The following is a 17,605-nucleotide window of genomic DNA, read 5'->3' on the forward strand; positions in this document are numbered from 1 at the left end:
TTTATTATTTTGTTTGAATGGTTTTTGCCATTTCAATAAAAGCATCTTTATAGTTGGCATCTTCATTCTTATTAAATAAAGTAAGCTTTACTTGGGCTGAATCATTGTGGACAATAAATGCCGTTACTGTATCGGTTTCAGATGAAGCTTCCATCATAACAGCATCTTTGAAAAAGTCATCTTGAGGAAGAGAAGGATGCTCTACTTCTTCGTTAACAGATTGAAGTTGGATCATTGTATTCTCTTCAAGTTGTTTCATGTCTACTTCTTCAGGAAGTACCTCAATTCGCATAAACACCTCAGATTGATCATTTAAATGGAGGATATCTTTATTTGGTTCCTCTGCAGTTAAGGTGAAATCAGGTAAAACATGTAAAGAAAACGCTTGATTGTCACTTTCTTTAAGAAAAGCAGTTTCTTCTTTTGTTTCACCGTCTATTTCATATGATAAATTTTCCTCCATCACGCGAATTTCATTTTCTTTTTTTTGGCTATCGTCTTTGTTTTCGTTTTGATTTTCATCTTCATCTACTTCTTCATTTGGTGGATTACTATTATTATTTTCACCATTGCCATTGTCTGTTTCTGACGTTCCGCATGCTGCTAATAGAAAGATAGCTAAGGGAACAGTTAACCATTTTAAAAAGTTCTTCAAAACAAATTTCCTCCCTAAGTTACGTAATCAAAGCATTAGACGAGAAATGCTGTGTACTTGTTACAAATTTCCTCTAATAATTTTGGATAAAGCTAACAGCTATATGCTTACGACCATTTTACAAAATCTATCTGGTTATACTAGAGGAAAGAATACAAAAAGGAGCAAGGAAAATATAATATGTGAAGTGATAAGTAAAACAATGCTTCTTTTCCAAAGGTAAATGGTTCCCCAATATAATCCTGCTATTAATGCTGCCAGTACCAGAGCCCATGAGCCTGAATAAAACTGTACAGAAGCAAAAAGAATAGAGGAGATGCCAACAGCAAGAAAACCATTGGTATAGTTCATTACCCTCTTTTGTACAAATCCACGCCAGAAAATTTCTTCACCTGGAGCGAAAAGGAATATTAATAACAGATACTGCCATATATTCTTTGCGCCATAATAACTATAGAGCCTTTCAACAGGTTCTGTGATCGAGAGGCCGATAAAACTTAATACTGTATAACCTAACCAAAAAATGCCATATAGAAAAACCCCTGATAAAGTACCCCATAATAAGTTTTGGGTAAAGGTTTCTTGATGATCTAGTTCTATACTTATAATGGCAAAACTAATAAGAAATAACATGGTGGCACTAAAGATATACCAGAAGATTGATTTGTCCTCAAATGTGAAATACATTAGTACATGTGCAAGGACGATCCCGACAATTAAGCGAATGTCAGGTGAATTCTTACGCATTTCATATAACCCCTTTCATGCAAGACAATCATTATTCTATCAAAAAAGCAGTAAAAAAAATATGATTATCTTATTTGAGGATTATATTTATGACGAATATATGTCAAAGAGAAAGAAAAGGGTGAGTATATAGGTAGAACTAGAGTAGAAAGATAGTATGAGGGATAACTATATATTCTGTCTGAAGGAACTAGATGTTATTATCGCTATTCTCATTGAAGCAGGAGTAGCAGAAAAGAAAAAATCCAAACAAATCTGAATTCTTATGAAGGAATTCACTTTGTTCGGACTTTTTTTAATGAAGTGTCGATTAATTTATAGTTATTTTTTATGTGTAAAAAATAAAATGGGTATTTTGGATTTATATTAATTTTCTTGGACAATTTTATAGTTTTTATGATTTACAACTGTCCTGTGTTCTAATTCTAAATCTCTGTAGTTTTCCATATAGCTCAAGTCAACGATGACGGAGTTCTCATTTACTTTTTCGACAATGCCCCTTAAGCCATCTCTAAATTCAATAATGTTTCCAACTTCAGCTTTTTTCACATAAATTGCCCCTTTTCTTTCCAAATTTTTTGTTAATAACCATTTTGCACTAAAACTGTTTTTTCGTAAAGGAATTTACACTAATAATACGAAAAATATAAACCCTTTTGAGTGACTTGTCTACATTTTCCTCCTTTGCTGTAAACCATAGTTCTTACGTTGTTTTATGGATATAACCTAAATCTAATTGATTCTCTTTAAAAGAGCGCAGTTTTTTTATAAAATAGAAGGAAGCAGAGGTGAATAATATGGATGCATCATCAATAGAAGAAATCATAAACAAATTAAAGGACAAAGAGATAGAAGAGTACTATGTGAAAAAAGAAGATTTTTTAACGTTTCGCTCAGTCATTGTAAAAAGGGAAGATTTTAAATACATTAGAGGAATTGCACAAAGAGGTGGGGATGTTATTTATCAATATTTAACTGAACCTAGAAGTTAAAAAAAGGTTTGTTTTTTATACATGTGATATAGTAAAAGAATCCTAAAAAATGTGTTATTCTAATGGATATCTATATTACATATAAGAGTGATGAAAAAGGAGATCGATGAAAATGATAGAGAAAAAATTTATTGTAACTTCACCAACAGGGATTCATGCTAGACCAGCCACACAATTAGTGCAAACAGCGAGCAGATTTACTTCAGATATTCAATTAGAGTATAAAGAGAGAAAAGTAAATCTAAAATCAATTATGGGTGTAATGGCATTAGCAGCTGGCAAAGGTGCGGAAATTACTATTATCGTTGATGGTAACGATGAAGAAGCGGCTATTGAACAACTTGCTACAATGCTTAAAGAAGAAGGTCTTGCGGAATAATGGCTTTCTTACAAGGGATACCTGCATCAGAAGGAATCGCTATTGCAAAAGCTTTTCGCTTTGAGCCAATTGATGTGAAAATCGAGTGCAAAAAGGTTGAAAACAGTACGAAAGAAGTTAACCTTTTTTATGAAGCACTCGAAAAAACCGTTGATGAATTAAAGCAAATTAAAGAGCATGCGAGTACCGAGGCAGGAATTGAAAATGCTACAATTTTTGATGCACATCTTCTTGTTTTGAGGGATCCGGAATTAATTGAACCAGTGATAGATCGGATAATGAAGAAACAGTACAATGCAGAATTTGCTGTGAAAGAAATAACCGATCACTATATTCATTTATTATTACAAACTGAGAACGAGTATTTAAAAGAAAGAGCAGCAGACATTAAAGATGTTGCCAATCGATTGCAGGCACATCTTTTAGGGATACCTGTTTTTGACCCAGCCATGGTGACGGAAAATGTAATTATTGTATCCGAAGATTTAACTCCATCAGACGCAGCGCTATTGAATCCTAGCAAAGTGAAAGGGGCAGTGACAAATGTGGGAGGTAAAACCTCTCACGCTGCGTTCATTGCCCAATCACTTAATATTCCCTCTGTTGTGGGTACAAAAACGGCCTTAGGTGATATCGAGAATGGTGATGTACTGGTAGTTGATGGGTATTCGGGTATCGTTCATATTAACCCGACGCCTGAATTGATTGAAGAATATGAAAAGAAACAGGAACAGACTTTAAGAGATTTGTCCGAACTATCTTGGTTAGCAAAAGAAAAAACAATTTCACTCGATGAGCAATATTTCTCTATTGTTGGAAACATCGGTAGCATGGAGGAAGCAAAAGGGGTTATCGAGCATGGGGGAGAAGGAATCGGCTTATTTAGAACCGAGTTTCTTTTTATGGAAAAAAAGCAATTACCGACTGAGGAAGAACAATTTCACGTTTATAAATCGGTTCTAGAATCGATGAATGGCAAACCGGTAGTTGTTCGAACTATTGATATCGGTGGCGATAAAGAGCTGCCATATCTAAAATTATCAAAAGAAATGAACCCTTTTTTAGGCCTACGGGGAATACGCTTCTGTTTAGGTGAACAATCAATTTTACGGACACAGTTACGCGCATTAATAAGGGCAAGTGCGTTTGGAACATTAAAGATTATGTTTCCTATGGTTGCTGTAATTGAAGAGTTTAGACAAGGGAAGCTTATGTTCAGAGAAGAATGTGAGAAACTGATAGAAGAAGGGGTAGAGATAGGTCATATAGAACTTGGTATGATGGTCGAAATTCCAGCTACGGCACTGATGATTGAGGCATTTGCAAAAGAAGTAGACTTTATCAGTATTGGTACAAATGATCTCATTCAGTATACATTGGCTGCCGATCGATCTAATGAGCAGGTGTCGTATTTATATCAACCTTACCACCCTGCTATTTTACGACTCATCAAAAATGTCATTGATGCTGCCCATAAAGAAGGGAAATCCGTCAGTATATGCGGTGATATGGCGGGCAATGAGGTCGCAATACCATTATTAGTGGGAATGGGCTTAGATGAGTTCTCTGTTCACTCAGCAGCCATAATTAAGACCAGAGCGCATATACGTAAGTTAAATAAGTCAGAAATTGAGAAAAAAATAGATATTCTCCTTAATTTGCCGAATGCTGTTGAAATTGAATCGGCACTAGAAAATTTTTTCTATAAAAAGTTATAAAAAATGGTTTATGTTCTGACTGATGCGGGTAATTCTTAAATATGCACTTAAGAAAACCTTAAGTCAGCTAAATCATTCTCATTTTCCCCTTATTAGCTAGCCGATTGGCTAGCTTTTCTTTTTGTTCTAAACTTAGATTTAGGAGGATCTATCGGCTTATTTATGGTGTATTAGGGTATTTACGTGAGGGCAATTTTTTATTTCGTTCAATAAGCGTATATCGTAGATAAAAAAACCGAACAAAGGTATTGTTCGGTTTCAAGAATTTTGCTAAAAACTTATTAGTTACAACGATTTTATTAATTTATTTCTTTTGAATTGTAATTGTCCAAGCGGCATCTCCAAGTTGTTCATAGTTGGTTACTTGGTGACCAGCTTCTGCAGCCCAGCGTGGAAGACTTTCAGTTGCTTGTGTACAATCAAATTGAATAATTAGTTCATCTCCTGATTGGATCGATTCAATTGCAGATTTTGCTTCCACTAATGGAAATGGACAAACTTGACCCATTACTTCTAATGTTTTTTGCATGTTTGTTTCCCCCTATACAGCTTGTTGTGATGTCGTACTTTGAGAAGCACGTCTTTTCTGTGGTCTAACATAGACAAAGTAGGCAGCGGTCCAAGTACCTAAAATAATAAATAAGAGACCGATCCATCCTTGCCATGTCATCATTGAAGTCATTACTAGTCCATTGCCTATTGAACAGCCACCCGCAAGGCTAGCTCCAAACCCCATCAATAATCCACCAATAAAACTATTTATACCTGTTTTTTTATCAGGCATTCTAAAACGAAATTCCTTGCTGCCTTTGGCTGCGATAAATGATCCAATGAAGATTCCTAATACAAGAAACACTCCCCAGTTAATAAATGCAGCATCACCAATCACTAAATATTGTAGAATGTTTGCAGATGGTGTTGTAATGCCTAAACCAAACATTCTACCTGTAGCAGCGCTTAGTGGCCATGCAAGGAGAGCGATTAGCCCTACAAGAATTGCAGTGACAAATGGATGCCATCTTTTTTCAAACAATAAATGGCTAAGTCCAGTCCGTTTAGGTTTTAAAGATGGTATCGCGATTTTTGGCTTTCTAAGCTCTCGATAAACAAGACCGCCAGTTATAAGTAATAAAGCGATAATGAAAATCCAGTTGCTTATACCAAATGTAGCAGCAATTGAGTTTTCCGGTAAAGTAATTGAACTTATTTCTGTATTTAAAGGTGCGAGTACGCCTGTTTTCATAACCGCAGCCATTACCATATAAGCGAACAGAGCAATCCAGCTACCTAGTAAACCTTCTCCCGCTCGATACCAAGTACCAGTCGCACAACCACCGGCTAATACGATGCCGATACCAAATACAAAAGAACCAAAGATAACTCCTAACCAAGCGAAATTACCAGCCGTGAAATCGATGATTCCTAATTGAATAAGAGTAAACACGCCAATACTTTGCACACAAATAGCAATGAGTAAGGCATAAAACATCCGATTATCTTTTGCGATGAACATATCACGGAAGCCCCCTGTTAAACAGAAGCGCCCACGTTGCATAACAAAGCCTAACAACGCACCGCAAATTAATCCAGTTATTAACATTTGTATCATATTTATCCCCTCTAATTCCGAGTAAACTTATAAGCCTTTACGATTTATGATGATAAAGGATAGACAGAAATATTGTCAAGGGTTTTTTAAGTAAATGAAAATAGAAGGATGAATAATTGTTGTTAAGTTTGACAATAACTGGATTAATCGTATCTGAAAGGGGAGTAGAAAATGTTGAGTCGTCGAATATTTATCGTATGCCTTCTCTTTTTTCTTAGTGGATGTACAAGTAATGATCAGCAATCAATTATTAATCATCATGCAGATGCTTTATTAACGAGAACGAATGAATTACAATTTAGATTTCAGTTAAATGATAAAGTTTTATTAGAAGAAGAAGCTTATGTCATTAAAGTCAATATCCATAATAAAGAACTAGCCTTAGCTTTAGGGGCAGATGAAATCTTTTATGGTAATGAAAACGGGCAGGCGGTAGAAGTGATTGAACCTGAAGGGAAGAAAGATTTCTTCATTTATATGGAACCCATTCCACTACAAAAAGATTTACATGTTTTTGACATTGAAAATATGATTGAGAATCAAGCAGTTTCTATCGAAATAATCAATAATGAGCATAGTGTGGCGAAGGGGTATTTAACTCATTTTTCTTCACAACTTTGATAAACCGTTATCTTTCAAATAGTAAATATAAATGATAGAATAATCAATATATTTATTTTGAAGGAGAGAGAGAATGAATAAAGAAGAGACGAAGATTGGTTTTATTGGTACAGGAGTGATGGGGAAGAGTATGGCTCTCCATTTGATTAAAGCAGGCTATACAGTCCTGGTCTATTCACGTACAAAGGAAAAAGCAGCTCAATTAATATCTCAAGGGGCTAGTTGGATTCATTCTCCTAAAGAATTAGCCAAGCAAGCAAACATTGTTATTACTATGGTTGGCTATCCTGATGATGTGAAATCAATCTATCTAGGTGAAGAAGGATTAATTGAAAATGCAAATCCACATACTTATTTAATCGATATGACAACGTCAACGCCTACTCTTGCGAAAGAAATTGCTGAAAGGGCAAAACAAAAAGAGATTTATGCAATTGATGCGCCTGTTTCAGGTGGAGATATAGGTGCTAAAAGTGGAAAATTGTCTATTATGGTGGGTGGTGAAGATACTGCCTATCAGGCAATTTTACCAATTCTACAATATATGGGCGAAAACATTGTCTATCAAGGAGTTGCTGGAGCTGGACAACATACAAAAATGGCCAATCAAATAGCAATAGCCTCGAATATGATCGGTGTTTGTGAGGCGATTATTTATGCAGAAAAAGCAGGATTAAATAGTGAGAACGTATTAAAAAGTATCACTAGTGGGGCAGCTGGGAGCTGGTCACTTTCAAATCTTGTCCCACGAATGATTTCTGGTGATTTCTCTCCAGGTTTTTATATAAAACACTTTATTAAAGATATGACAATTGCCTTAGATGAAGCGGAAAAAATGGGAATGGAAACACCTGGCCTAAGGTTAGCGCGAGAAATGTATGAAAAATTAGCTGCTGAAGGAGAAGGGGAAAGTGGAACACAGGCATTATATAAATATTGGGAAAGATAGTTTTTTATAAAAAGAAAAGCTTTGTCGGCAGGAAGTGGGCCGACAAAGCTTTTTTATTGTATTTCAAGAAAAGAAGCTAATCGATTTAAACCCTCTTCCAATGTAGTCATTGAATAGGCAAAAGATAATCTAAAATAACCTTCCCCGTAAGAGGAGAAAGCACTGCCAGGCACGACAGCGACACCTGATTGCTTCACTAATTGTAAACAAAAATCGAATGAGGATATTTGTTTCGATGGAATTTTTACAAAAAAGTAAAACGCTCCGTTCGGTTTAACCACCTCAAGATTCATCGCTTTTAGGCGCTGAAAAACATAATCCCGTCTTTTCTTATATTCTTCCTTCATGGGGAGAGCATCATCTATCCCTTTTGTTAATGCTTGTAGCGCAGCCATTTGCGAGATAGATGAGGCGCAAGTCACATTATATTGATGAACTTTTAAGATATGCTTAGCTATTTTCTCTGGAGCAAATAATAACCCGATTCGCCATCCAGTCATGGCATGTGATTTTGATAAGCCGTTAATGACAATGGTTTGCTCTTTTAATATTGAGCCAATGGAGAAATGTTGCGAATCAAAGCTTAACTCACTATAAATTTCATCTGCAACAATAAAAATATCTTTTCCTCTTATTAGATCCGCAATCTCTTCGATTTCACCTTTAGATAAACTGACACCAGTTGGATTTGATGGGTAAGGTAAAATAATTGCTCTTGTGTTTTCATTGATAAGAGGAAGTATGACGCTTGCTGTCATTTTGAATTGATTTTTTGTTATATCTGCATAGACGGGTGTTGCCCCACAGAGGCGAATAATCGGCTCATAGCCGGGATAAACCGGGCCAGGAAGAATAACCTCGCAATTTTCATCTAATATCGTTCTTAATGTAATATCTATTGCTTCACTAGCTCCTGAAGTAACAATCACTTCAGTTGATTCATCATAATCTAACTGATATTTTTCTTTAACAAAATCAGTTGCTGCTGCTCTTAATTTCAAATCGCCCGCATTATGTGTATACGATGTATAATCTTCATCAATCGCTAATTTAGCTGCTTCTTTTACATGTGTGGGTGTGGAAAAATCAGGTTGTCCGATAGTCAAAGAAATCATATCTTTTGTATCTGAGACCATATTAAAGAATTTTCTAATACCCGAAATTTCAATGGATTTAACTTTTGGATTAACTAAATGTTCCAATGGATTCACCTCAAATTAAAAATAATGAGAACGGTTCAAACATATTTATATGTAGTGTAGTTATACAAACCATTTGCGAAAAAAGATATTCATTGATTTTGTTGTCTTTCTACATTGATTCTTTTCCGAGTACATGGTTTTATCTCTTTATTGTACAAAAGTTTTCCTATAGGATAAACCTTTTTATTATGTAGCTTTTTTTACAATTTCTTAACTGCTAATAAATAAGGTTTTAGAAAAAAAGAGATAAAATAAATTCTAAAAAATGGTATGATGAAAGAAAAAATTACCTAATTTCAATTTGCAAATGTAGAGGGGAGAATGAGAGTGGAAATAGAAAGAGGATTAAAAAAGAAAAAAGGAAATCAATCGTGGAAGGCATATTTAACCTTACCCATCATTTCATGGGCATTATATGATTTTGCCAATACGATTTTTTCCTCCAATATTAATACCATTTTTTGGCCATTTTATATGCAGGAAATTATCGGGAATAATGAAGTACAAGAACAATTAGCGAATACTTTTATTGCTTACGCGAATTCAATAGCCAGTTTTTTATTGGTGATTTTTAGCCCATTGTTTGGTGTCCTCATTGACCGAACAGGGAGGAAGAAAAAATATATCGTTATCTTTACATTGTTATCTGTAAGCTTTACCATTTTAATGGGCGTATTTGCAGAGATAAATTTGACTAGTACCATCATGGGTGTTCCTTTGTATTTGGCTCTCGTAATCGTCTCATTTATTATAGCGAAGTTTTTCTTTCATTCGAGTCTTGTTTTTTATGACACGATGATAGCTGATTTAGGGAAAAAAGAAGATGTTCCTCTTATATCTGGATTTGGTGTTGCGATAGGGTATTTAGGGACATTGCTAGGATTAACTGTATATTTATATGTTGGAAACAGTGATTTCCATCATGCTTTTATACCAACTGCTATTTTATTTTTATTATTTTCATTACCATTATTCTTTTTTATAAAAGATAATCCGAAAAAAGTACAGGTTGAAAACAAAGCTTCTTTCTTGTCAGGATATAAGGAGATTTATAAAACGTTTAAAGAAATAAAATCACATCGTGTCATTTTTACATTTATGATTGCTTACTTTTTCTTAAATGATGCCTTAGCAACAACAATCGCAATGATGGCACCTTATGCGAGCACCATTGTTGGCTTTTCTGCAGGAGAATTTATCCTATTGTATTTAGTTTCAACTGTATCAAGTATTATCGGCTCTTTTATTTTTGGTTATATTACCAAATCAGTTGGTGCTTATCGGGCCATTAGATATGTGAGTCTGCTCCTATTAGTTGCTTTAATAATCGGTACTTTTGCCGTTAATGCCTGGATGTTCTGGATAGCTGGTAGTATGTTTGGAATCGCTCTAGGATCCATGTGGGTAACATCGAGAACTTATATTGTCGAACTTACACCAGAAGATAAGAGAGGCCAGTTTTTTGGATTATTTGCGTTTTCCGGCAAAGTCTCATCGATTATTGGCCCGTTTATTTTCGGAACGATTACGTATCTGCTTGCTTCTCACGGTAGTATAGCTAGTAGGTTTGGAATGGGCTCCTTAATCGTCTTAACGCTAGTGGGATTATTCTTCTTAAATAGGATTAAGCCTGAAGAGAACTAAAAATCTACTTCTTCTTATCTATACTTATTGGTTTTAGCCGATATAAGCTAAGAGTAAGAAAAAGATTGAGAGGAAGACGTTTATATGATTTCAGAGAGACAATCAGTTGTAGAAAGCGGCATGAATGAACTAGAAATAATCGAATTCAAAGTAAATAATCAACATTATGGAATGAATGTTTATAAGGTTAAAGAAATTGTTGCCCCATTGGCGATTACGCCTATTCCACATGCCCATCCATTTATTTTAGGGATTACACAACTCAGAGGTGAAGTTTTGCCCGTTATTAGCTTGAGAAATGCATTGGTTTCCAATCAAGACTCGTATACACACATCGTTAAAGATGACAGTAGTTTTCTCATTGTAGAGTTTAATAAGCAGAAGGTGATATTTCACGTGGATGAAGTAAGGCAGATTCATCGTCTGTCATGGGATCAAATTGATAAACCTGATGATATTTATAATAATGACAATAGTTATACACTTGGTGTAGTAAAACAATCAGAAAATATGATTCTGATGCTTGATTTTGAAAAAATCCTGACTGATATCAATCCCAATATTGGTTTCTCCAAAGATGATTTAAAAGCGGATATTGCTGGTGATAAAAAGAATGCGAGGATTGTTATTGCTGAAGATTCCCCAATGCTACGCAGTATATTAAAAGAAACATTAAATAAGGCTGGCTTTCAGCAGTTACTTTTCTTTGAAAATGGAGAAGAATGTTATAATCATTTAGCATCTGAGGAAAATAAAGTCGATCTTGTTATTACTGATATTGAAATGCCATTAATGAATGGTCACTTCCTTACAAAATATATTAAGCAAGATAGTAAACGACAATCCACACCTGTAGTTATTTTTTCATCGCTTATTACGGAAGATCTTCTACATCAGGGAAGGAAAGTTGGTGCAGATGCACAAGTAAGTAAGCCCGATATCCAAAACCTTGTAAACGTCATTTTAGAGTTATTGTAAATAAAATGACAGTCCACATTATTACTTGTCATTTTTTCATTTACTTGTTTATATAAGCTTAGAATTTAAGTAGATTCCATTCTTATCCCTAGGAGAATAAGATTTTTCCCAATATAAAACCCGAACCATTTGCTGTGTCCTCCCGTAAGTAGACAGGTTAAGAAATCTGACTACTACGGGAGAGTGGCAATTCGTTCGGGTTTTTTGGTTTATAGCTTTTTTTAGGTAGAATAAACTAGACTTCAGTCACTTCATTTTTATTTAAAAAGGTAAGGTACTATTTTAGAAGTAGGATTCCCCTAGTTTTTTAAATACAGGTTTTTCATATTTATTTGATTTACGATTATTTGGATGATGTTGGCCTTCTTTTAAACCGGTATAAGTCATGAGTAGCTTTTTGGCTTGGCTTAAAGAAATAGAGGAGCGTGGATTTCTTACTGACGAGTCCAGGTTTCCTAAATGGGGCAACGCTGTAAAATCCATTTTTGAAGGTGGTAAGTGAAAGGTGTAGGCACCACACTTAATTAATACATCTGATTGTTGTTGGCTATTTTTTGGGTTTCGTGAATAATGTAGACCAATCTTTTTTGCTTTACCTTCCTTCAGAAGCTTCTGTAGTGAATCATGTTTCACTTTATATAAAAACTTCGGATTTGGAGCCGTTTTGGCGTGACGGTTAACGGTGAAGATTGCTTGTGAGAGGTTTTCTACCGTTGGTTTTAACTGAGGGTGGTGCTCATTGCTTGCAGAGTTCAATTGAAGTACTCCTTTCATATTTTAGAAAAAATTAAATTATTAGTATACATTATACCCCTTTTTAAGAAAATACAAAAGGGTAAGTTCAAATACCCTATCATTTATTAAGTAATAACGACTGAAGTTCCATTGGGAACTAAACTAGCTAATTCAAGCACATCACTATTATGCATTCTAATACACCCTTTCGAAACAGCTTTTCCTATGGAACTCGGATCGTTTGTGCCGTGAATACCATACCCCTTCTTAGAAAGTGATAGCCATAATGCCCCAAAAGGACCTCCAGGGTTTGGTTCACGGTTGACGATAACGAATTGACCTACAGGTGTAGTTGTTAACATCTTACCAATTGCAATCGGATATGTTTTCACTAATTGCCTGTTTTTGAATAAGGAAAGCGTTCTTTTTTCTTTGGATACAACGATAGAATAGGGGATATCTGATGAATTAGGGAGTCCAGGGATTACTATTTGTTGCCCGATATATATAATTGATGGATTGACAATAGCAGGGTTTGCTAATAGTAATTGGTGATAGGGTATACGGTAATTTGCAGCAATCAGCTGCATCGATTCTCCAGGTTGAACAATATGATACATTTCCGATCCATCCTTTCTAGAGAAGGGTACCATATATATATGATAGCGGAAGTTGTAACATACATTTTTTTAAATGAATAGGAATGTGGGTAGATCATTTTTAAGGTGAGCTTTCATTTTAAATGAATAACTCACCCAATATGATAAAAAGACGATGTTATTGACTTTTTAAGGTGAAGATTGTTAGTTCAGGCCGACAGAGAAAACGAAAAGGTAGTCTTGTTGTCCCGATTCCTCTATTAACGTATAATTTAAGTGGTTTTTCATCCCCTACATCATAAAAACCTTCATAATAAACTTCTCCAAAGGGTGGCTTTACCAGTGCACCAATGAAGGGGATTTGAATTTGTCCACCGTGACTATGGCCGCTAAATTGAAAGTCTACATGATATTGACTTGCTTCATCAGCTAAGTCAGGGGCATGTGATAGGAATATATGATACCCGTCATTAGGTATGTCCGCAAAAGTAGTTTGGAAATTTGGTTTACCGAGCATCGCATCATCAATGCCTGAAATATATATGCTTTCATTATTGATGGTTACTTTTTTACTCTCGTTAAGTAAAACCTCAAATCCCGACTCTTCCATTATCTCTCTGTAAATATCAGAACCATATCCACCATGATCATGATTGCCATAGATAGCAAATTTACCAATCGATGCATTAAGTTTTGATAATATGGGACTAATTTGATTGATGTAAGGATACTCATTAGGTTTATCCATTAAATCTCCAGTAAAAAGAATTAAATCAGGCTGGAATGAGTTAATTTTATTCATTAATTTTTTGAGTTCATTTAAGTCATAATGAAAGCCTAAATGTGTATCACTGAATTGTACAACTTTTAAATTATGAAAAGAGTGGGGTAATTGAGGTTTGATGATGTTATGATGATTTACTTGTAAATATTTCGGCTCAATATCACGTGCATAAAAAAAGCCACCAGTACCGATAGCGGCTAGAGCTACGAAAGATCCCATACTTTTTTTCAAAAAACTTCTCCGAGTCATTTTATCTGCCATTACATTATACCAACCAATCTCTTTAATATACTCTCTCATACTATCAAATATATGAACGAAAAAACAGCAAAGACCAATATTTCCAATCATTGATAACAATTTGTAATAATTAACTAAACAAATTGTAAGGATATATAGTTTAGTAGTTTTTACATATAGATAAAAATTTTAATTTTCGACCTATTGGCAATATGTAGGGGAGAATATGATATAATGGGATATCGTATTAAAAGTTTAGATAAATGGGAGTGCCACTTTATGGAACCATTAGAAATCTTACAAGACAGCAAACAAATTATGCCGTATTTTTTTCCGATATTTAGTGCGGATGAGCATAGAATTATCGGTTATGAAGTGATTGGTAAGTTTATAACGGAAAATAATGAGATTGATTTGAAGTCATTTTTAGCTGACGAATCCATACCAGAAGAATATCTTAATAAAGTCGATGATATTTTGCTGGAAAAAGCGTTAGAGCATGCTATTCAAATGAAAGATGATGTAATGATATATATTAATCGCAATGTTGACTTGCTATTAAATCAAGATAGTGAGCATCTACTGAATATTTTAAAAAAATATGAGGATCAAGGTATTGCGTTAGATCGAATTGTTATCAGTATGACGAAAAGAACGCCAATCGATGATGATTTTGACTATTTGGATCATTTCATTAGTTATTATCGTACATATGGCATTAAAATCGCCATCGATAATTTAGGAGAAGCGAATAATAATCTAGAACAGATTGGGAAGTTAGCACCAAATATTTTAAGAATTGATTTAAAAGCTTTACGTTCTTCATCAAATAATCATCATTATCAAGAAATTCTTTATTCTCTATCAATGTTAGCCAGAAAGATTGGTGCAACATTATTATTTGAAAATATCGATATGGATTTTCAGTTGCAGTTTGCTTGGAGAAATGGTGGCAGATATTACCAAGGAGACTATTTGCATAAAGCTGGAAGTGTATTTGTTGATCGAGATATCTTGAAGGAAAAATTAAAAGAAAAATGTCATCAATTTATCACCTATGAAAAGAAAAAGTTGCACTCATTACACACGATAACTGAAAAGTTTAACGAAACGATGACAGAATACTTACAGAAAAATCATGTGTATGAATCTTATGTGCCATTCCTGACAAAACTAGCAACGAAGTTAGATCATGTTGCCTTTAGGTTATATATTTGTAATGAAGATGGTTTTCAACAAACTCCAAATATTTTTAAGAAAAATAAGAATTGGATACAACAAGATGAATACCTGCATAAAAATTGGAGCTGGAGACCATATTTTTTAGAGCATATAATGAGAATGAAAAGTAATAAAAAAGGTTTATTGTCAGATCTCTATACAGATATTGAGACAGGAGAAACAATTAGAACTTTTTCTTTTCCGTTAACAGCAACAGAGTATTTATTCGCAGATCTTTCCTATGATTTTTTATATGAGAGAGACGGGCTATTATAGATAAAGGCAATATCAACCAGCATAAATCATACTTTAGCGCACATCCTATCTTTACTAGAACGTATTATGTAAAGGAGTGAAATAGGGTGAGCGGCTGGTTAATTGCTTTAATCGTTGTTTGTTTAGTTCTCATCGTTTGGTCATTGTTCTCCACTTCATCTATATTAAAGGAAAAAGCATCAACGAATAAGGAACTGGATGCAGATATCCCCGATGAGGTGAAGAAAAGACCTTATTTATTCAATCCTATCCTTGTCGTCTATGTCGTTTTTTTCGTTGCCTTAGCAGCCATTACAATCTTTTACGTTTTTCGATAATTTCGTCTAAAAAGGCTTCCTCTTTTCACCTGGAAGCCTTTTTTATTCATTGATTATTCTTCTATTTCTAATAATTCTTTTAGCTTTTCTAAATTAAATCCGCTAATCACTTCGTTTTCGATAACGACCGTTGGAGTTGAGTAGGAATGATATGTTTGTGTTAGTGCTTTCATTGCTTTAGGATCTTTTTTAATATCTTTTTCTTCAAAAGAAAAACCGTAGTCTTTTAAAAACATTTTAGTAATTTCACACGGTGGGCATTCTGGTTGTGTATAAATAGTAATTGATTTCACGTACAATCATTCCTCCTGAAAAGTCGAACTTTGAAAAAATCTGGACTTTTTTTATTCTTTTACTTGTGTAATCATACCATATTAATTATCCTGTTAATATTGGCATGTGAAAAAAACGGTTTAGTAACCGCTTTTTTAGAAGTAGGATAAAAACATGCCTAGAGAGAAACCTTAAGTTAAAGGGTTGTTTTGGAAAGGAGATAAACAATTGTCACAATTACAAGGCATATTGACTAGATTAAAAAATTTACAAGAGCAGGCAACTGGCTCAGAACCCACACAGAGATTTTTTGAGGTGAATGGTGAAAGAAAATGCCAAGTTACTTATCATCCGAAAAACGAAACATTCGAATTGGAAGTTTACAATGACAAAGAGAAGCCTAAACGTTATCAATTTGATAATGTTGATATGATAACAATTGAAGTGTTCGAGCTCATTCAGTAATCATACCCTTATATGCGGAGAGACCAACTAAATGGTCTCTTTTTTTTAATTAGAAATAAAAATGAAGGCACCTGCTCTTGCTTACGTAGGGATACAAAAAAGCTTACATTCAAGATGATAGTCAATCCTCCAAAATAGAATGAGAAGTGAACCTATGGGCTAATAAAGCGAATAGTTAGCTTAGACAAATTGGCTATCCCTGTCGTCTTTGTGCAAAATAAAATAAATGTTAGACAATAGCATTAATTTTTCAGAAGGATATTAGGAAGTACAGTAAGTTTGAATGAAGCAACGGATAAATTATATTCACGAGAGAGTAAAACATGTTATCGAGTTAAATAAGGATTTGTCTCCTTCATTTCCATCGGCTAAATAATTTCATCGTTCTTCGGTCATTCTATAAAAGAGGTGATGTGATATGGTACCAGAGGTTATTTGTCCAAACTGTGATAGAAGAGCGAAGATGGATAAAACACTTACTGCGCAATCAAACCAAAACTTGATTTTTCATTGTCCTTACTGTCAATATCGTAGTAGAAATATTCATACAAGTAAAGGATAGGTTTATGGGGTAAATATAAGGCAGATGTGAGGAAACTATGATAAAATCATAATTGAATACAAATCATTAAAGTTTGAGGAGTTTTCAAATTATGATCAGTCTCCACAGTGAAGAGTTTTTAGAAATTGATATTAAAGACTTGCTTATTCCTTCAGAGCGAGTGGCACATGTTCAAATCGGCAATAATTTAGAGCACACCCTTTTAGTTTTGACGAAAAGTGGTTACACAGCTATTCCTGTCTTAGATCCTCACTATAAGCTCCATGGATTGATTAGCACTCCAATGATTATGGAATCTATTCTTGGTTTACAAAGAATTGAATTCGATCAATTGGAAGAAAAGCGTGTAGAAGAATTTATGAATCATGATGTACCACGCCTAAATATTAATACTTCTCTTAGAAATGCCACAGGACTATTAGTCGATCATCCATTTATTTGTGTTGAAGATGATGAAGGGTACTTTGAAGGTATTCTTACCCGTAGATCCTTATTAGTTCAACTGCAAAAAGCATTGCATAGCAAAAAGAAGAAGGACTAAAGCTCCCAAAAGATATTGGGAGCTTCCGTATGTCAAGATTATTCACCCGTTTGCCCGTATGTGAAGGGGAGTGGTGTGAGTTTTAGAGGTGGTGAACG

At 34.5% G+C, this 17,605-nt stretch carries 21 protein-coding genes; 11 read left to right on the forward strand and 10 right to left on the reverse strand.

Translation table 11 applies throughout. The annotated features are described in order from the left end of the window. Positions 1-4: 4 nt before the first annotated feature. The 3 genes from LG276_RS09215 to LG276_RS09225 all read right to left on the reverse strand — a co-directional run bounded on the left by LG276_RS09215 (position 5) and on the right by LG276_RS09225 (position 1,951). Positions 5-655 (reverse strand): hypothetical protein, encoded by a 651-nt coding sequence (locus LG276_RS09215; protein ID WP_404294175.1) that lies wholly within the window; start codon positions 653-655, stop codon positions 5-7. 135 nt (positions 656-790) lie between these two features. Beyond that, positions 791-1,402, reverse strand: a complete 612-nt coding sequence (locus LG276_RS09220; protein ID WP_224937834.1) for a CPBP family intramembrane glutamic endopeptidase — start codon at positions 1,400-1,402, stop codon at positions 791-793. A gap of 366 nt (positions 1,403-1,768) precedes the next feature. Beyond that, positions 1,769-1,951, reverse strand: a complete 183-nt coding sequence (locus tag LG276_RS09225; RefSeq protein WP_095369711.1) for a DUF2187 family protein — start codon at positions 1,949-1,951, stop codon at positions 1,769-1,771. Positions 1,952-2,199: 248 nt separating this feature from the next. Here LG276_RS09225 and LG276_RS09230 point away from each other — a divergent pair, with 248 nt between their 5' ends. From LG276_RS09230 to ptsP, 3 genes are all read left to right on the forward strand, one after another. Further along, complete coding sequence (locus LG276_RS09230) at positions 2,200-2,394, forward strand: hypothetical protein (RefSeq protein ID WP_251162000.1); 195 nt, start codon at positions 2,200-2,202, stop codon at positions 2,392-2,394. A 112-nt stretch (positions 2,395-2,506) separates the two neighbouring features. Further along, a complete protein-coding gene (locus LG276_RS09235; protein WP_095369710.1) occupies positions 2,507-2,773 on the forward strand; it encodes a phosphocarrier protein HPr in 267 nt (88 codons plus the stop codon). Then, entirely contained in the window at positions 2,773-4,491 is a 1,719-nt protein-coding gene (gene ptsP / locus LG276_RS09240; protein ID WP_263624275.1) for a phosphoenolpyruvate--protein phosphotransferase, read from the forward strand. The genes LG276_RS09235 and ptsP overlap by 1 nt, the downstream gene beginning before the upstream one ends. A 304-nt stretch (positions 4,492-4,795) precedes the next feature. On the opposite strand, the gene LG276_RS09245 is transcribed toward ptsP, so the two are convergent. Beyond that, positions 4,796-5,020: a sulfurtransferase TusA family protein gene (locus LG276_RS09245; RefSeq protein ID WP_095369708.1), complete on the reverse strand. Its 225-nt coding sequence runs from the start codon at positions 5,018-5,020 to the stop codon at positions 4,796-4,798. 12 nt (positions 5,021-5,032) lie between these two features. Beyond that, positions 5,033-6,100 carry a YeeE/YedE family protein gene (locus LG276_RS09250; protein WP_224937836.1) on the reverse strand — a complete coding sequence of 356 codons (1,068 nt, stop codon included), beginning with the start codon at positions 6,098-6,100 and terminating at the stop codon, positions 5,033-5,035. A gap of 171 nt (positions 6,101-6,271) precedes the next feature. Between LG276_RS09250 and LG276_RS09255 the strand changes: the two genes are divergently transcribed. Beyond that, entirely contained in the window at positions 6,272-6,721 is a 450-nt protein-coding gene (locus LG276_RS09255) for a hypothetical protein (protein WP_224937837.1), read from the forward strand. Between the two features lie 73 nt (positions 6,722-6,794). After that, positions 6,795-7,670, forward strand: a complete 876-nt coding sequence (locus tag LG276_RS09260) for an NAD(P)-dependent oxidoreductase (protein WP_224937838.1) — start codon at positions 6,795-6,797, stop codon at positions 7,668-7,670. 53 nt (positions 7,671-7,723) lie between these two features. Here the strand turns inward: LG276_RS09260 and LG276_RS09265 are convergent, their stop codons facing one another. Continuing rightward, positions 7,724-8,872 (reverse strand): aminotransferase A, encoded by a 1,149-nt coding sequence (locus LG276_RS09265; RefSeq protein ID WP_289433428.1) that lies wholly within the window; start codon positions 8,870-8,872, stop codon positions 7,724-7,726. 327 nt (positions 8,873-9,199) lie between these two features. On the opposite strand from LG276_RS09265, the gene LG276_RS09270 reads away from it, so the two are divergent. Both LG276_RS09270 and LG276_RS09275 read left to right on the forward strand, forming a co-directional pair. After that, positions 9,200-10,516: an MFS transporter gene (locus LG276_RS09270; RefSeq protein WP_224937840.1), complete on the forward strand. Its 1,317-nt coding sequence runs from the start codon at positions 9,200-9,202 to the stop codon at positions 10,514-10,516. Positions 10,517-10,600: 84 nt separating this feature from the next. Continuing rightward, on the forward strand, positions 10,601-11,494 hold the full coding sequence (locus tag LG276_RS09275) for a chemotaxis protein (RefSeq protein WP_224937841.1): 894 nt from the start codon (positions 10,601-10,603) through the stop codon (positions 11,492-11,494). Between the two features lie 282 nt (positions 11,495-11,776). On the opposite strand, the gene LG276_RS09280 is transcribed toward LG276_RS09275, so the two are convergent. The 3 genes from LG276_RS09280 to LG276_RS09290 all read right to left on the reverse strand — a co-directional run bounded on the left by LG276_RS09280 (position 11,777) and on the right by LG276_RS09290 (position 13,843). Further along, positions 11,777-12,268, reverse strand: a complete 492-nt coding sequence (locus tag LG276_RS09280) for a YkyB family protein (protein ID WP_180316977.1) — start codon at positions 12,266-12,268, stop codon at positions 11,777-11,779. Positions 12,269-12,354: 86 nt separating this feature from the next. Continuing rightward, a complete protein-coding gene (locus tag LG276_RS09285; RefSeq protein WP_404294179.1) occupies positions 12,355-12,849 on the reverse strand; it encodes a L,D-transpeptidase family protein in 495 nt (164 codons plus the stop codon). Positions 12,850-13,006: 157 nt separating this feature from the next. After that, positions 13,007-13,843: a metallophosphoesterase gene (locus LG276_RS09290; protein ID WP_404294181.1), complete on the reverse strand. Its 837-nt coding sequence runs from the start codon at positions 13,841-13,843 to the stop codon at positions 13,007-13,009. Positions 13,844-14,086: 243 nt separating this feature from the next. Here LG276_RS09290 and LG276_RS09295 point away from each other — a divergent pair, with 243 nt between their 5' ends. Continuing rightward, positions 14,087-15,349, forward strand: coding sequence for an EAL-associated domain-containing protein (locus LG276_RS09295; protein WP_404294184.1), 1,263 nt, complete (start codon positions 14,087-14,089; stop codon positions 15,347-15,349). An 86-nt stretch (positions 15,350-15,435) separates the two neighbouring features. After that, positions 15,436-15,666, forward strand: a complete 231-nt coding sequence (locus tag LG276_RS09300; RefSeq protein WP_224937845.1) for a hypothetical protein — start codon at positions 15,436-15,438, stop codon at positions 15,664-15,666. A 53-nt stretch (positions 15,667-15,719) separates the two neighbouring features. Here LG276_RS09300 and LG276_RS09305 read toward each other — a convergent pair whose 3' ends face one another. Further along, a complete protein-coding gene (locus LG276_RS09305) occupies positions 15,720-15,959 on the reverse strand; it encodes a glutaredoxin family protein (protein WP_224937909.1) in 240 nt (79 codons plus the stop codon). 208 nt (positions 15,960-16,167) lie between these two features. On the opposite strand from LG276_RS09305, the gene LG276_RS09310 reads away from it, so the two are divergent. Both LG276_RS09310 and cbpB read left to right on the forward strand, forming a co-directional pair. Next, positions 16,168-16,404 (forward strand): YkuJ family protein, encoded by a 237-nt coding sequence (locus tag LG276_RS09310; protein ID WP_095369696.1) that lies wholly within the window; start codon positions 16,168-16,170, stop codon positions 16,402-16,404. Between the two features lie 653 nt (positions 16,405-17,057). Further along, the gene (gene cbpB, locus LG276_RS09315; RefSeq protein ID WP_095369694.1) at positions 17,058-17,507 is read left to right on the forward strand and encodes a cyclic-di-AMP-binding protein CbpB; all 450 of its coding nucleotides are present in this window, start codon (positions 17,058-17,060) and stop codon (positions 17,505-17,507) included. The last annotated feature ends 98 nt before the right edge of the window (positions 17,508-17,605 follow it).

The organism is Cytobacillus kochii (genome assembly GCF_044790165.1).
GTDB classification, from domain to species: Bacteria; Bacillota; Bacilli; order Bacillales; family Cytobacillaceae; genus Cytobacillus; species Cytobacillus kochii.

What these genes read in the sequence shown, in the direction of transcription:
- LG276_RS09220 (WP_224937834.1), bottom strand. Translation starts at nt 1,402, where the DNA reads ATGCGTAAGAATTCACCTGACATTCGCTTAATTGTCGGGATCGTCCTT.
- LG276_RS09230 (WP_251162000.1), top strand. Translation starts at nt 2,200, where the DNA reads ATGGATGCATCATCAATAGAAGAAATCATAAACAAATTAAAGGACAAA.
- LG276_RS09235 (WP_095369710.1), top strand. Translation starts at nt 2,507, where the DNA reads ATGATAGAGAAAAAATTTATTGTAACTTCACCAACAGGGATTCATGCT.
- ptsP (WP_263624275.1), top strand. Translation starts at nt 2,773, where the DNA reads ATGGCTTTCTTACAAGGGATACCTGCATCAGAAGGAATCGCTATTGCA.
- LG276_RS09245 (WP_095369708.1), bottom strand. Translation starts at nt 5,020, where the DNA reads ATGCAAAAAACATTAGAAGTAATGGGTCAAGTTTGTCCATTTCCATTA.
- LG276_RS09250 (WP_224937836.1), bottom strand. Translation starts at nt 6,100, where the DNA reads ATGATACAAATGTTAATAACTGGATTAATTTGCGGTGCGTTGTTAGGC.
- LG276_RS09255 (WP_224937837.1), top strand. Translation starts at nt 6,272, where the DNA reads ATGTTGAGTCGTCGAATATTTATCGTATGCCTTCTCTTTTTTCTTAGT.
- LG276_RS09260 (WP_224937838.1), top strand. Translation starts at nt 6,795, where the DNA reads ATGAATAAAGAAGAGACGAAGATTGGTTTTATTGGTACAGGAGTGATG.
- LG276_RS09275 (WP_224937841.1), top strand. Translation starts at nt 10,601, where the DNA reads ATGATTTCAGAGAGACAATCAGTTGTAGAAAGCGGCATGAATGAACTA.
- LG276_RS09280 (WP_180316977.1), bottom strand. Translation starts at nt 12,268, where the DNA reads ATGAAAGGAGTACTTCAATTGAACTCTGCAAGCAATGAGCACCACCCT.
- LG276_RS09285 (WP_404294179.1), bottom strand. Translation starts at nt 12,849, where the DNA reads ATGTATCATATTGTTCAACCTGGAGAATCGATGCAGCTGATTGCTGCA.
- LG276_RS09295 (WP_404294184.1), top strand. Translation starts at nt 14,087, where the DNA reads ATGGGATATCGTATTAAAAGTTTAGATAAATGGGAGTGCCACTTTATG.
- cbpB (WP_095369694.1), top strand. Translation starts at nt 17,058, where the DNA reads ATGATCAGTCTCCACAGTGAAGAGTTTTTAGAAATTGATATTAAAGAC.